At 45.4% G+C, this 14,482-nt stretch carries 12 protein-coding genes; 8 read left to right on the forward strand and 4 right to left on the reverse strand.

Annotated features, from left to right (window positions below; genetic code table 11):
* Window positions 1–9: 9 nt before the first annotated feature.
* Window positions 10–306, reverse strand: a complete 297-nt coding sequence (gene yhbY / locus IX91_RS02495) for a ribosome assembly RNA-binding protein YhbY (RefSeq protein ID WP_004742662.1) — start codon at window positions 304–306, stop codon at window positions 10–12.
* 113 nt (window positions 307–419) lie between these two features.
* Between yhbY and rlmE the strand changes: the two genes are divergently transcribed.
* The 6 genes from rlmE (at window position 420) to rimI (ending at window position 6,376) form a co-directional block, all read left to right on the forward strand.
* A complete protein-coding gene (rlmE, locus tag IX91_RS02500; RefSeq protein WP_004742663.1) occupies window positions 420–1,049 on the forward strand; it encodes a 23S rRNA (uridine(2552)-2'-O)-methyltransferase RlmE in 630 nt (209 codons plus the stop codon).
* 107 nt (window positions 1,050–1,156) lie between these two features.
* Window positions 1,157–3,133: an ATP-dependent zinc metalloprotease FtsH gene (gene ftsH, locus IX91_RS02505; RefSeq protein ID WP_004742664.1), complete on the forward strand. Its 1,977-nt coding sequence runs from the start codon at window positions 1,157–1,159 to the stop codon at window positions 3,131–3,133.
* A 48-nt stretch (window positions 3,134–3,181) separates the two neighbouring features.
* Window positions 3,182–4,012 (forward strand): dihydropteroate synthase, encoded by an 831-nt coding sequence (gene folP, locus IX91_RS02510; RefSeq protein WP_004742665.1) that lies wholly within the window; start codon window positions 3,182–3,184, stop codon window positions 4,010–4,012.
* 29 nt (window positions 4,013–4,041) lie between these two features.
* On the forward strand, window positions 4,042–5,382 hold the full coding sequence (glmM, locus tag IX91_RS02515; protein ID WP_004742666.1) for a phosphoglucosamine mutase: 1,341 nt from the start codon (window positions 4,042–4,044) through the stop codon (window positions 5,380–5,382).
* 126 nt (window positions 5,383–5,508) lie between these two features.
* On the forward strand, window positions 5,509–5,919 hold the full coding sequence (locus IX91_RS02520; RefSeq protein ID WP_100225196.1) for a DNA polymerase III subunit psi: 411 nt from the start codon (window positions 5,509–5,511) through the stop codon (window positions 5,917–5,919).
* Window positions 5,920–5,926: 7 nt separating this feature from the next.
* Window positions 5,927–6,376, forward strand: coding sequence for a ribosomal protein S18-alanine N-acetyltransferase (gene rimI / locus IX91_RS02525; RefSeq protein ID WP_004749689.1), 450 nt, complete (start codon window positions 5,927–5,929; stop codon window positions 6,374–6,376).
* Window positions 6,377–6,380: 4 nt separating this feature from the next.
* On the opposite strand, the gene IX91_RS02530 is transcribed toward rimI, so the two are convergent.
* Window positions 6,381–8,432, reverse strand: a complete 2,052-nt coding sequence (locus IX91_RS02530) for a putative bifunctional diguanylate cyclase/phosphodiesterase (protein WP_004744876.1) — start codon at window positions 8,430–8,432, stop codon at window positions 6,381–6,383.
* Between the two features lie 213 nt (window positions 8,433–8,645).
* On the opposite strand from IX91_RS02530, the gene prfC reads away from it, so the two are divergent.
* Complete coding sequence (gene prfC, locus IX91_RS02535; protein WP_004744875.1) at window positions 8,646–10,235, forward strand: peptide chain release factor 3; 1,590 nt, start codon at window positions 8,646–8,648, stop codon at window positions 10,233–10,235.
* Window positions 10,236–10,701: 466 nt separating this feature from the next.
* Here the strand turns inward: prfC and srmB are convergent, their stop codons facing one another.
* Window positions 10,702–11,934 carry an ATP-dependent RNA helicase SrmB gene (srmB, locus tag IX91_RS02540; RefSeq protein ID WP_004744874.1) on the reverse strand — a complete coding sequence of 411 codons (1,233 nt, stop codon included), beginning with the start codon at window positions 11,932–11,934 and terminating at the stop codon, window positions 10,702–10,704.
* 89 nt (window positions 11,935–12,023) lie between these two features.
* Window positions 12,024–12,731, reverse strand: a complete 708-nt coding sequence (locus IX91_RS02545) for a tRNA1(Val) (adenine(37)-N6)-methyltransferase (protein WP_004744873.1) — start codon at window positions 12,729–12,731, stop codon at window positions 12,024–12,026.
* 316 nt (window positions 12,732–13,047) lie between these two features.
* Between IX91_RS02545 and brnQ the strand changes: the two genes are divergently transcribed.
* A complete protein-coding gene (gene brnQ, locus IX91_RS02550) occupies window positions 13,048–14,361 on the forward strand; it encodes a branched-chain amino acid transport system II carrier protein (RefSeq protein WP_004744872.1) in 1,314 nt (437 codons plus the stop codon).
* The last annotated feature ends 121 nt before the right edge of the window (window positions 14,362–14,482 follow it).

The following is a 14,482-nucleotide window of genomic DNA, read 5'->3' on the forward strand; positions in this document are numbered from 1 at the left end:
AAAGTAAAATTACTTACGTGGCAACTCGATTTTACGTTCTTCCGATTGGCGGAATAGAACTAAAGTCTTACCGATTACTTGTACTTTCTCTGCACGTGTTTCACGTACAATAGCTTCAATAATCAGGTTCTTAGTGTCGCGATCTTCTGATGCGACTTTGATTTTGATTAGCTCGTGGTGGTTAAGAGCAATTTCAATTTCCGCTAGAACAGCTTCAGTTAGTCCGTTTGCGCCCATAAGCACAACAGGTTTTAGACTGTGCGCTAGGCCTTTTAGATGCTGCTTTTGTTTGGTGCTTAGGTTCATTACGCGGCCAATTTTCTTTAATATAAGGGTTGAAAAATACCATTTTAACGCCATCTAACCCTGAAGACTATAATTTATTGGGTTAGTTGTTCCCTCTATCTATTAGGTAACAAATGAGTAAACAGAAACATTCCGCTAGCTCAGGTCGCTGGTTGAAAGAACATTTTGATGATAAATACGCCAATGAAGCCCGTAAAAAAGGCTATCGCTCGCGTGCTTATTTCAAGATGGAAGAGATCCAAACTAAGGATAAATTGCTAAAACCTGGTATGACTGTAGTCGATTTAGGTGCAGCTCCCGGCGGTTGGTCTCAATATGCTGCTAAGATAGTAGGTGAGGATGGGCAAATTATTGCATGTGATTTGTTGCCGATGGACCCGATTGCAGGTGTCAGCTTCCTACAAGGTGATTTCCGTGAAGAAGCGGTTTTAGACGCTTTGCTTGATCGCATTCAACCTTCGATGGTCGATGTGGTGATGTCGGATATGGCACCAAACATTGCAGGCAATAATTCAGTCGATCAACCTCGCGCAATGTATTTAGTTGAATTGGCTTTAGATATGTGTCGACAAGTTCTAGCACCTAATGGTAGCTTTGTTGTAAAGGTCTTCCAAGGCGAAGGGTTTGACCAATTTGTCAAAGAAGTCCGAGACACCTTTAAAGTCGTAAAAATCAGAAAACCTGACTCATCGCGAGCTCGCTCACGAGAAGTCTTCGTTGTAGCCACTGGTTACAAAGGTTAACTATTTGCCCGTTGATGGGTTAGTTAACACTATAGCTACAGGTTATAAACTGTAGTACCCTACCTTTAATTACAATTAGTTATCGAGAGGCTGACACCTTGAGTGACATGGCAAAAAATTTAATTCTGTGGCTTGTTATCGCTGTCGTATTGATGTCGGTTTTCCAGAGCTTTGGCCCTGGAGAGAGCAATGGCAGAGCGGTGGATTACACCACGTTTGTACAGGAAGTTGGCCAAGGCCAGATTCAGGAAGCAACTTTTAAAGACGGTGAAATCACTTTCACACGTCGTGGCGGCGGCTCGCGTTATGTTACTTACATGCCGGTCTACGACCAGAAGCTACTTGATGACTTAATTAACCAAAATGTGAAAGTACAGGGCACACCTCCAGAAGAGCAAAGCCTACTAGGTACTATCTTTATTTCTTGGTTCCCTATGATCTTACTGATTGGTGTGTGGATTTTCTTCATGCGTCAAATGCAAGGCGGCGGCGGTAAAGGCGCGATGTCTTTCGGTAAGAGCAAAGCTCGTATGATGAGCGAAGAACAAATCAAAACAACTTTTGCTGACGTTGCTGGTTGTGATGAAGCAAAAGAAGACGTAAAAGAACTGGTTGACTACCTACGTGATCCAAGCCGTTTCCAAAAGCTGGGCGGTAAGATCCCAACTGGTGTTCTGATGGTTGGTCCTCCAGGTACAGGTAAAACACTACTAGCAAAAGCGATTGCTGGTGAAGCGAAAGTACCATTCTTTACTATCTCTGGTTCTGACTTCGTTGAAATGTTTGTTGGTGTTGGTGCATCTCGTGTACGTGACATGTTCGAACAAGCGAAGAAAGCGGCGCCATGTATCATCTTTATCGATGAGATTGATGCGGTAGGTCGTCAGCGTGGTGCTGGTGTAGGTGGTGGTCACGATGAACGTGAGCAAACACTTAACCAAATGCTAGTAGAAATGGATGGCTTCGAAGGTAACGAAGGTATTATCGTTATCGCCGCGACTAACCGTCCAGACGTACTAGACCCAGCGCTACTTCGTCCAGGCCGTTTTGACCGTCAGGTTGTCGTTGGTCTACCAGATGTACGTGGTCGTGAGCAGATCCTTAAAGTTCACATGCGTAAAGTGCCCCTAGCAGGCGATGTAGAGCCATCACTAATTGCCCGTGGTACACCAGGTTTCTCAGGTGCAGACCTGGCAAACCTTGTTAACGAAGCGGCGCTATTCGCTGCTCGTGGTAACAAGCGCAACGTATCTATGGTTGAGTTTGAGCTAGCAAAAGACAAAATCATGATGGGTGCAGAGCGCCGTTCTATGGTGATGTCTGAAGAGACTAAAGAGTCAACGGCTTATCACGAAGCGGGTCACGCTATCGTTGGTCGTCTAGTTCCTGAACATGATCCAGTGTACAAGGTATCGATCATTCCACGTGGGCGTGCTCTTGGTGTGACAATGTATTTACCAGAGCAAGATCGTGTCAGCATGTCTCGTCAACATCTTGAGTCAATGATTTCAAGCCTATACGGTGGTCGCTTGGCTGAAGAGCTAATCTACGGTGCAGACAAAGTCTCAACGGGTGCTTCGAACGATATCGAACGTGCAACTGATATCGCGCGTAAAATGGTGACTCAGTGGGGCTTCTCGGAAAAGCTTGGTCCTCTTCTTTATGCAGAAGATGAAGGTGAGGTGTTCCTTGGACGTAGCGTAACTCAGACTAAGCACATGTCTGACGATACAGCGAAGCTTATCGATGACGAAGTTCGTCACTTGATCGACTCAAACTACGCTCGTGCGAAACAGATTCTTGAAGACAACATGGATATCATGCACGCAATGAAAGATGCATTGATGAAGTACGAAACCATTGATGCGGGTCAGATTGATGACCTAATGGAGCGTAAAGCAGATATTCGTGAACCAGCTGGTTGGGGTGATAACCCAAGCAACAAATCAGACGCGAAGCCTGAAGATAAGTCAGAAGGTAAAGCGGAAGAGAGTGCACCAGCCACTGAAGCGAAAGCCGATGACGCAGCAACTTCTCAAGAGAGCACTTCAGCGGAAACCACCGAGAAGAAAGACTCAGAATAATTGTTATGATTAAGAGAAACCCCGAGGCAACTCGGGGTTTTTGTGTTTATGATCCTAAAAGCAAATAATAAAACTCTCGATTTATCTCAGCCACAAGTGATGGGGATTCTGAATGTTACCCCTGATTCTTTTTCTGATGGCGGTCAGTTTCGCGCTTTAGAAGATGCGCTTGTTCAAGCTCAGCGTATGATTGACTCAGGTGTGACCATTATTGACATTGGCGGTGAGTCAACTCGCCCTGGTGCTCCAGATGTTGAATTGGCGGAAGAGCTTCAACGAACCATTCCAGTGATCAAAGCGATTCGCGAGCAATCTGACGTGTGGATTTCAATTGATACCAGTAAAGCGGAAGTAATGCGCCAAGCAGCTGAAGCTGGTGCCGATATCATTAATGACGTCAGGGCTTTGCAAGAGCCTGGAGCGCTTGAGGTAGCGGCAGAAACAGGATTACCTATCTGTTTAATGCATATGCAAGGCCAACCTCGCACTATGCAAGCAAACCCTCACTATGATGATCTGGTAAAAGAAGTCGGTGAGTTTTTGCAGCAGCGTATTGAAGCTTGTGCTGAAGTTGGTATCGAGCGTGAAAAGCTGATACTTGATCCCGGGTTTGGTTTTGGTAAAACACTAGAACACAACTATCATATGCTGTCTCACCTAGAAGAATTTCATCAATTTGGTTTGCCAGTTCTTGCAGGGATGTCGAGAAAATCTATGATCTTCAAACTCCTCGACAAAGCTCCGGCTGAGTGCGTGTCAGCGAGCGCGGCATGCGCTACAATCGCCGCTATGAAAGGTGCGCAAATCATTCGCGTGCACGATTTTGAACAAACGCTTGATGCTATGAAAATTGTCTCAATGACCAAAGCGAATCATTGAGCAGAATAGAAAGATAAAAAGGAACAACCATGTCTGATAAGAGACGTTATTTTGGTACGGATGGTGTACGTGGCAAAGTGGGCCAGTACCCAATTACTCCAGATTTTGTGCTTAAGCTAGGCTGGGCTGCGGGTCGTGTATTGGCTAAGCAGGGCACAAAGAAAGTAATCATAGGTAAGGACACACGCATTTCAGGTTACATGCTTGAGTCTGCTCTTGAGGCGGGTTTGGCCGCAGCAGGGTTAAAAGCGACCTTTACTGGCCCAATGCCAACACCGGCAGTCGCATACCTGACGCAAACTTTCCGTGCAGAAGCGGGCATCGTGATTTCAGCATCGCACAACCCATATTACGATAACGGCATTAAGTTCTTCTCGTCAGAAGGCACTAAGTTACCAGATGATATTGAGCTGGCGATTGAAGCTGAGCTTGATAAAGACATTGAATGTGTTGAGTCGGCACTACTTGGTAAAGCAAGCCGTCTTAACGACGCTGCGGGCCGTTACATTGAATTTTGTAAGAGCACTTTCCCATCAGAGCTAAGTCTAGCGGGTAAAAAGATCGTGGTCGATTGCGCGCATGGTGCGACTTATCATATTGCTCCAGCTGTGTTTAGCGAGCTAGGTGCAGAAGTGATCGCCATGGGTATTGAGCCTAATGGTACCAACATTAACGCAGAAGTTGGCGCTACAGATGTACGTGCACTGCAGAAACGTGTGGTTGAAGAAGGTGCAGAGCTTGGTTTGGCTTTCGATGGCGATGGCGACCGTATCATCATGGTTGACCACCTAGGTAACAAGATTGATGGTGACCAAATTGCTTACATTATCGCACGTGATGCCCTGCGCCGCGGTGAGCTAAAAGGTGGTGTCGTTGGTACGCTGATGACCAACCTTGGTATGGAAAATGGCTTAAAACAGCTAGGCATTCCATTTGTACGCGCTGCTGTGGGTGACCGCTACGTTATGGAGCAATTGCTAGAGAAAGGCTGGAAAATCGGTGCTGAGAACTCGGGGCACGTTATTCTGCTAGATAAAGTGACGACGGGTGATGCCATTGTTGCTGCGCTTCAGGTGCTTGCATCGGTTGTGGGCAGTGATATGTCTCTCCACGAGCTTTCGCAAGGCATGACTCTTTACCCGCAAGTTCTTGAGAATGTTCGTTTCTCTGGTGATTCTAACCCACTAGAAGCGGATGCCGTGAAAGCGTCAGTGGTTGAAGTGGAAGCAGAATTAGGTGACAAAGGGCGTGTATTGCTACGCAAGTCAGGTACAGAGCCTCTAATTCGCGTTATGGTTGAAGGTGAAGATGCAGAGCTAGTTCAGTCTTCTGCGCTGAAAATTGCCGAAGCCGTTAAGTCGAGTTTCTAGATTACAGCTCTTGCTGAGTTTAGAGCGCTGCCTTCGGGCGGCGCTTTTTATTGTGCGTTACCCAGACAAATGCTTGATTGGAACTGGGGTTGTTATGGTAGGATTAGTGCGATTTTATGGGTGATGATTGATATGCCACAGCAAGAGTATTTACAAGAAATGGGAATCCAGTGCTATCAGTTGGCACACCCTGAAAGGTTATTGGGATACCAATCACCACAACTGATCTTGCCTGATAACTGTAAATTGCTGCTTGTTTCTCCTCAACTTCCTCAGGGAAAAACGGCAGAGATGTTTGAGCGGGTATTAAAAAGCATCAAGTTGTCGCTCGAACAGGCTTTACATGTTACTCCAGAGCAATTGAGCCAGCTCGATAACGATAATCATCATCTAGAGTGGATTTGGTTTGCCGGATGCGATCAGCAAGATCGTCTTGAAGCTAAAGCGCTTGTTTCCCCATTACTGACTCAAGTTGATGGTAACAACGAACAGCGTCGAGCCCTATGGCAACAGATCTGTTCTTATCAGTCATCGTGACCCTTTTATGAGCCAATCTTCAATTTTACCGCTCGCATTAGAGCATCTTGATCAAGTGTGGAATATTGAGCAAAGCGCCCACTCTCACCCTTGGTCTGAAACCATAATTCGTGACCTAAACAGTCGCGGCGCGCGTCATCATGTATTGGTGGTTGAAAACCAAGTCATGGGCTATTTTTATGCCCAGAATATCGTTGGTGAAGTCACTTTGCTCAATGTTGCGGTTAGTCCTAGTCAGCAAGGGCGAGGCTACGGCAAGCAGTTAATGAAAGCTTTCCTAGATATCTGCGAGCAAGATAAGGCTGATAGCGCTTGGTTAGAGGTGCGAGAAAGCAATAGCAGTGCATTTGGTCTCTACGAATCGATTGGTTTTAATGAAGTCGATCGCCGCATCAACTACTACCCGACAACGTCAGGCAAAGAAGATGCGATCATCATGAGTTATATCTTTTTTTAGACTGCTACTTTTGTACCGCTTTGACGACCGAAGGGCCTTCTACGGGGTAAAAGTTCTTTTCAAACCTTTCATTCAGTTCTGAGGCTGGTAAAGGTTTATCAAACAAGTAGCCTTGGAATTGAGCACAGCCAAGCTGCTTAAGCGCATTGAGCTCATTAGCATCCTCGACACCTTCGGCAATCACTTCCAAATTGAGTCTACGAGCGGTCATAATGATGGTATCAACGATCGCTTGGTCACTCTCATCTAAATGCAATTGGGTAACGAAGGAGCGGTCGATTTTAAGCACATCGACAGACAAGTGCTTCAAGTAACGTAATGAAGAATACCCAGTACCAAAATCATCAATCGATGTTTTTAGGTTGTGCTCTTTCAACTCTGCCATTTTCTGAATCGCTGCTTCGACATTCTCTAACAGTAGATTCTCGGTAATCTCTAGCTCAATATGTTCACCGTCAATGTCCGCTTGGGCGAGGGAGTCAACGATGTGCTCCACAAACGATGGTTGAGAAAACTGTAATGGACTGATGTTAATTGCCAGTCTACGGAAAGTGCTTGGGAGTATCCCTTCTTTTTTCCAGTGAGAAAACTGATAGCAAGCTTGCTCAATGATCCAATTACCAATTTGCAGGATTTGCCCTGTTTCTTCGGCGATTGGCATAAACACCCCAGGAGGTAACACCCCTTTTTGTGGGTGGTTCCAACGAATCAGAGCTTCAACGCCAATGATATTGTGATTGTCATCGACCTGAGGTTGATAATAGAGCTCAAGCTGCCCTTGGTTGAGAGCTTCATGGAGGCCTTTTTCAATTTCTAGGAAAGATTCGACCTGAGCCTGCATCTCTGGCTCATAGAACATGTATTTGTTTCGCCCTGCTGTTTTGGCGCGGTATAGGGCGGTATCCGCTTGACGCAACACATCGATATTAGTGCTACCCACCGATGGGAAGATAGCGATGCCGACACTAACCGTACAGTAGAGCTGGTGGTCATCAATAGAGTATGGGTTGGAGATAAGGGCAAGGAGCTGCTGAGCAAACTCATGGGCTTTGTCTGCGCTAGTATTGGGCAGCAAGATTGCAAACTCATCCCCGCCGATACGAGCTGCTGTGAAGTCATCTCGCAGCCAAGCTTCGATCCGTTTAGATATCGCCTTAATCAAGTTATCCCCAATCGTATGACCGAGAGAGTCATTGATGGTTTTAAATCTGTCTAAATCTAAGTAGAAAAGTGCACCCGCTTGGTTATTAGTGTTGGCTTCTTCGATCGAGTCTTTAAGCATTTGCAAAAGTAAACTGCGGTTAGCTAATCCAGTTAGTGAGTCGTAGTAAGCCAGTTGATTGAGCTGTACCGCTGCAGCTTCTCTCTCTTTCCAAAGGGTATGGAAGGTTTTCGCTAACTGGCCAAGTTCATCATCTCGATAGAGAGTCGGTGGCGGAAGGTCACTTTTGGTATTTTGTAGTGAACGTACCCATTCAATTAACGTAACAAGTGGTTTGGAAAGCTTTTGATAGAAGAACATCAATAGGATTGACGTTAAAAGGATATTTCGAAATAGGTCAAACAGCAGTATTTGACTGGTTTTGGCAATAAAGTCTTTGGCAATATTAGCGCCATTGACGGAAAAGCTTAAGGTTCCGACCACAACGTGTGAGTTAGGTTGATGCAAGTCAGTGGTATAAATCGGCGTCGTAGGGGTGAGATAGCTAGACAGAGCTTCAGTGAAATCACCTTGCAGTGACACATTGCGCTCTTTTTCCGTTAGCGTATCACCAAAGTCATCGACAATTTGCACCTTGTAGACCGCATTGTCCATCATCAAGCTAGAAGCAACTTGTTCCGCCAATAACTGATTGAGGTGGTAGGCTGCTTGACTGGCATTTGAATAGTTCTGTAGGAGCTTGAACTGGTAATGTTCTTCTATGCGCTTTTGCTCCTGATGGAGATCCACCAAGATATGATAAAAGCTAAAGCAGATCCCTAGAATAACGGAAACTAGGAATACTGTTTTCGCTTGACGAAAAGCTAGTGAGTTTATTTTCTTGCTTTTAGGCATAGTTCAGATCGGTTCCCTCTACTCCTTTAGTTATAGCCCAATTTCATTGATATTTTAATAGACAGGGAAATTGACGTTGATTTTGTGCCATTTTCGCTGTGGAAGTTGCCCCACAGTCCATTATAAGCGAAAATACCGCGCAAAATTGAATCGACCATTTACGCTAGGGTATTTCTTGCCTTCTCTAGCGCTTAGACAGAAGAAGAACCTTTCATGTCAAATACTCCATTTCTAGGCGAAGTGTCTAAACGTAGAACATTCGCTATTATCTCGCACCCGGATGCGGGTAAAACCACGATTACAGAAAAAGTACTATTGTTCGGACGTGCTATCCAAACAGCGGGTACTGTTAAAGGCCGTGGCTCAGCTCAACACGCAAAATCTGACTGGATGGAGATGGAGAAAGAGCGTGGTATCTCGGTAACAACGTCTGTCATGCAGTTTCCGTTCAACGATTGTTTGGTTAACCTTCTCGATACCCCAGGACACGAAGACTTCTCAGAAGATACTTATCGTACACTGACGGCGGTTGACTCCTGTTTGATGGTAATCGACGCAGCGAAAGGTGTCGAGGACCGTACTCGCAAACTGATGGAAGTAACACGTTTACGTGATACGCCAATCGTTACTTTCATGAACAAACTAGACCGTGATGTTCGTGACCCAATGGAAGTCCTAGACGAGGTTGAAAGCGAGCTAGGCATGATGTGTGCGCCTATCTCTTGGCCAATCGGTTGTGGTAAAGAGTTTAAAGGGGTTTATCACATTCACCGTGATGAAACGATTCTTTATGAATCTGGCCACGGTCATGAGATTCAAGAAGTACGCACCATCAAAGGGCTTGATAACCCAGAGCTAGACGAAGCAGTAGGCGCAGACCTTGCTGAAAGCGTCCGTGAGGAACTTGAGTTAGTCATGGGAGCTTGTCCGGAATTTGATCTTGAGCTGTTCCTACAAGGTGAATTAACACCTGTCTATTTTGGTACTGCACTAGGTAACTTTGGTGTTGACCATATGTTGGAAGGTCTTACTAAGTGGGCGCCAGCACCTCAAACGCGCGAAGCTAACGAGCGTTCAGTAGAAGCAACAGAAGAAAACTTCTCAGGTTTCGTATTTAAGATCCAAGCAAACATGGATCCTAAGCACCGTGACCGCATTGCATTCATGCGAATTGTATCGGGTACCTACAAGCAAGGTATGAAGATGAATCATGTGCGTATTGGTAAGCAAATCAATATCTCTGATGCGGTAACCTTTATGGCTGGTGACCGTTCACGTGCAGAAAACGCTTATGCAGGTGATATTATTGGTCTACATAACCACGGTACAATCCAGATTGGTGATACCTTTACTCAAGGTGAAGCGCTGAAGTTCTCAGGCATTCCTAACTTTGCTCCAGAGCTATTCCGCCGTATTCGCCTAAGAGACCCTCTGAAGCAGAAACAGCTACTAAAAGGTCTAGTACAGCTTTCTGAAGAAGGTGCGGTACAGGTATTCCGCCCACTACAAAACAACGATCTAATCGTAGGTGCGGTAGGTGTACTTCAGTTTGACGTCGTGGTAGCGCGCCTGAAAGCAGAATACAACGTAGAAGCGATCTACGAGAGCGTAAACGTCGCAACTGCACGCTGGGTAGAGTGTGAAGATGGTAAGAAACTGGATGAGTTCCAGCGTAAGAACCAAACTAACCTAGCGCTAGATGGTGGTGATAACCTAACCTACATCGCACCAACTATGGTGAACCTGAATCTAGCGAAAGAGCGTTTTCCAGAAGTTGAGTTCCGTGCCACCCGCGAGCACTAATCTTCTGCGTATTTGGGGTGATAACTGCGTTAACTTCGCAAATTTAACCCAATCACATAGTGGACTATGCTCATGGGGCTGAACTTGCTCGTTGCCTTGTTCTAACCCCAACTACTTTGAAGAATTTATTCTCAAATACCGCCTTAATTAAGGCGGTATTTTTTTGTCTAGGGGGGGGAGAGCGGACTTCGTCCTATGGATCGCTTCGCTTATGGAAAACGGGATCGGGCTTCGCCCTTCGGAAAAATAAAGTTGACTCTCTAACGTGATCACTCAACCTTAGTTATCCAGTTATCCAGTTATCCAGTTATCCAGTTATCCAGTTATCCAGTTATCCAGTTATCCAGTTATCCGTAGGACGAAGTCCGTTCCCGTATCCCATATCACTAGCGAAGCGATCGCAAACAAAAAGGGTCGATGCTCGCACATCAACCCTCCAAATTTCTCTAGCTCTCTAGCTCTCTAGCTATTTCTTCTTCTTAGCGACTTTCTTTTTGCCTTTAGCGACAGACTTTTTCTTGTCGTCTTTTTTCTTTTTCTTGAACGTCGGCTTCTTATGCTTAGGGCGCATCTCTTTAATGAAGCGCTCTTTGATCTCTTCTTTTACGTAGCGAGCAACGCGATCCATCATTGGTTGATCGTGTGCTTCTACTAGTGAGATAGCATTACCTTTTTTACCTGCACGCGCGGTACGGCCGATGCGGTGTAAGTAAACATCAGCGCTGCGCGGCATGTCGTAGTTGATCACGTGGCTAACATCTGGAAGGTCAATACCACGAGCAGCTACATCGGTCGCTAGAAGAACATTGACGCTGCCATCACGGAAGCGGGCAATTGCATTGTTACGGCGATCTTGAGGCATTTCGCCTTGGATCCATGCACATGGGATTTGCGCTTTCTCTAGTTCAACACGTAGCTCTGATAAGCGCTCACGCGTTTTTAGGAACACGATTGAACGCTCAGCTTGGTCATTGATGATCTTTTTCAGTAGCTCAAGCTTGTGCGTCATATCGTCAGCACGGTGATACCACTGGGCAATCTTTTTGCGCTCACGACGCGAAGGCTCTGCATCTATCTCAGCAGGCTCTTTAAGTAGATCCGCAGTAAAACCTTCAACACCCTTACCTTCTAGCGTCGCTGAGAAGAGTAAAGTTTGCTTACGCCAACGACACTCAGCAGATAGGCGGTCAACGGTTGGACCAAAGCCCATGTCTAGCATGCGGTCAGCTTCATCTAGGATCAGCCATTCGATCGCTCGACAGTCAAAACGTTCAGCGTTGATGTACTCCATCAAACGTCCTGGCGTCGCGACGACGATATCTTGAGTCTTACCTAAGATTTCAGCGTGCTCTTGATACTGCACACCACCAGTAATGGTGAAGATATTGAGCTTAGTGTGCTTAGCCAGTGCGCGTGCTTGATCGGCAACCTGCATCGCTAGCTCACGAGTTGGAGTTAATATTAGAATGCGCGCAGGTCCTGGCTTACGGCGAGGGAAGTCTTGCAAATATTGCAGAGCAGGCAAGACAAACGCTGCGGTTTTACCCGTCCCTGTCGGTGCGGAAGCTAAGATATCGCGGCCATCTAAAGCTTGTGGAATGGCTTCAGCTTGAATTTGCGTTGGGCGGTCGTAACCCATTTCTTCGATTGCGAGGAGTAGGTTAGGGTCTAACTCTAATTCAGCAAAATTTCTGATCACTATGATGTCTCCACAAGCCAGTTGGTGTGAGCAATAAATTTAAGGGGACGTATTATAGAGTTTTCGGTGACAAGGATCACACGTTATTTTTACATCTTAAGATAAAAGTCTTTCGTCAAATCGATAAAGGCATCGCTATAGCCTCCATCACTATGAATAGTCAGGGATTCTTCAATCGCAGTCGTTGCTGTTTTGGTCAGTTCAATCAACAGCCTAGTGACCTCTTTACGTTCAGTAGGCTTGATTTGGCATCGTTGACTGAGATGCCAACCTTGTTCTACCGCTAACTGGATGAACAGATCTCCCTCGACTTTAGGTAGTACAAAGCTTGCTTTGCCTTGGCTGGTCAGTAACTGCTGACATCGTGCAAGCAACGCTTGATGGGTTAAGGTATCTGTATGTCTAGCCGTTGCGCGCGAAATATTGCTCGCTTGCTCACCTGTATTGAAGTAAGGCGGGTTACATATGATGCGATCAAACTGTTTTGGAAACTGGTACGTAAGCACATCACCTTGATGGAGCGTTAATCTTTGTGCCCAAGGTGAGCGTGCGAAATTTATACTCGCCGCTTCGATAGCATTGTCATCAATATCAATCGCCTCGATAGTCAGTGAAAGATGACATTGAGCGCACATCAAACTTAGCAAACCTGTCCCTGTTCCAATATCCAATAAAGACGCCGCATTTTCTAAGTTAGTCCAAGCACCTAGAAGTACTCCGTCAGTACTGACAGGCATGCCTGAAAGGCCGCCATAAATGCTAAATTGTTTGAAATCGAAGTCTTTTGTTTTTTTCATAACTTTTATGTTTGTCGGAGTTCGGTTGGTTTTTGAGTTAATTGATCTGTTGTTACGCGGTTGTTTGGTTTTTTGTGCTATTTGTGTCCAGTGTGTAGTGGATTTTGACTAGTTTATTAAACTGGTATTTTTATTGATCTTGGTGATGTATGCTGATTTTTAGGTCGAGTTATAAATTTTTATGGTGTTTTTAGCCTTGAGCTTGCGAGGTGATAAGGATTTCGTCATCATGCGCGCCTTAATTTTATAGAGTGAGCGCACGTTCGTATCACTCAGCAAACACAACATCTATTAAATTATAAGTAAAGGGTCGACAGTGAATCAGACTTTAAAACTAACAGATATTATTGCGGTAGGCTTTATGCTTTTCGCATTCTTTTTGGGTGCAGGTAACATTATTTTCCCACCTTTGGCTGGTCAATTAGCCGGAGAAAACTTAATTCCTGCTATGACAGGTTTCCTACTAACGGCAGTAGGTCTACCTCTTATTACTATCGTTGCAATTGCGGTTGCTGGTGGTTCTTGGGAGCACTTAACCAAAGATTTGCCAAAGCGCGTGGCGATGACTATTGCGGTACTGATTTTCATCATCATTGGTCCTGCATTTGCAGCGCCTCGTACAGGTCTTGTCGCTTACGAAATGGCCGTTAAACCCTTCTTTGTCGATGCGGCGCAAATGCATTTGACGGTTTTCTCTATCCTATTCTTTGTTGTTGCGATGTTTTTTGCATGGTCTCAGGGCAAGTTGATCGATGTGATTGGTAAAATCCTGACTCCAGTTCTTTTCTTGGGATTGATTGTGCTTGCGGCTGCGGTATTTATTGATCCGCAAGGTGAAATGATCGCTGCGCAAGGAGAGTACCTGACGCATCCTCTACAGAAAGGTTTCCTAGAGGGTTACAACACCATGGATACGTTTGCCTCGCTGATGTTTGGTGGGCTTATCGTAGATGCACTGCGTAAAAAAGGTGTAGATGATCAAAAGGCGACGGCGAAGTACCTGATTAGCGCAGCATTTGTCGCTGCAACGGGCTTAGTCTTTGTCTATGTATCACTGTTCTACCTAGGCGCAACTAGTGCCGCAGTAGCTGCTGGTGCTGACAACGGTGGTGCGATTCTTAGCGTGTACGTTCAGTCTCTATTTGGTCCATATGGTCAGATTGTGCTGTCTGTGATTGTACTGCTTGCATGTTTGACCACGGCTATCGGTATTATCTCTGCTTGTTCTGATTACTTCAGTTCTATCACGCCAGTTTCTTACAAAGCATGGGTAGTTATCATTGGTGTTGCTTGTGCAACTGTGGCAAATGTTGGTCTATCACAGCTAATTTCTCTATCTGTGCCTGTGCTATTTGCACTATATCCAGTAGCGATTGCGCTAGTGGCACTGACGTTTGTGCGCAAAAAGCTACCAAATCCACAAGTGGCTTATCGTGTGGTTATTTTGGTCTCATTACTGTTTGCACTAATTGATGCGGCAAAAGTTGCAGGTGTCGACGTATCAGCAATGAGCATGCTGCCGCTGTTTGATGTTGGTATGGGATGGTTGATGCCAACGGCAGTTGCGATTGCATGTATGTTTTTTGTTGGTAAGTCAGAGCAACAGTCGCTAACGGAAGAAGCTGCATAATAAAGCAACTTTTTTGAATCAAAGATCCCCTGTCGCGCAAGGCGTGACAGGGGATTTTTTCTATTCAAGCATTTTTATTCGCCAATAAAATATTCCTGTATCTTCATCACATTTTTCAGTA

Origin of the sequence: Vibrio tubiashii ATCC 19109 (assembly GCF_000772105.1) — a bacterium.
Classification (GTDB): Bacteria; Pseudomonadota; Gammaproteobacteria; order Enterobacterales; family Vibrionaceae; genus Vibrio; species Vibrio tubiashii.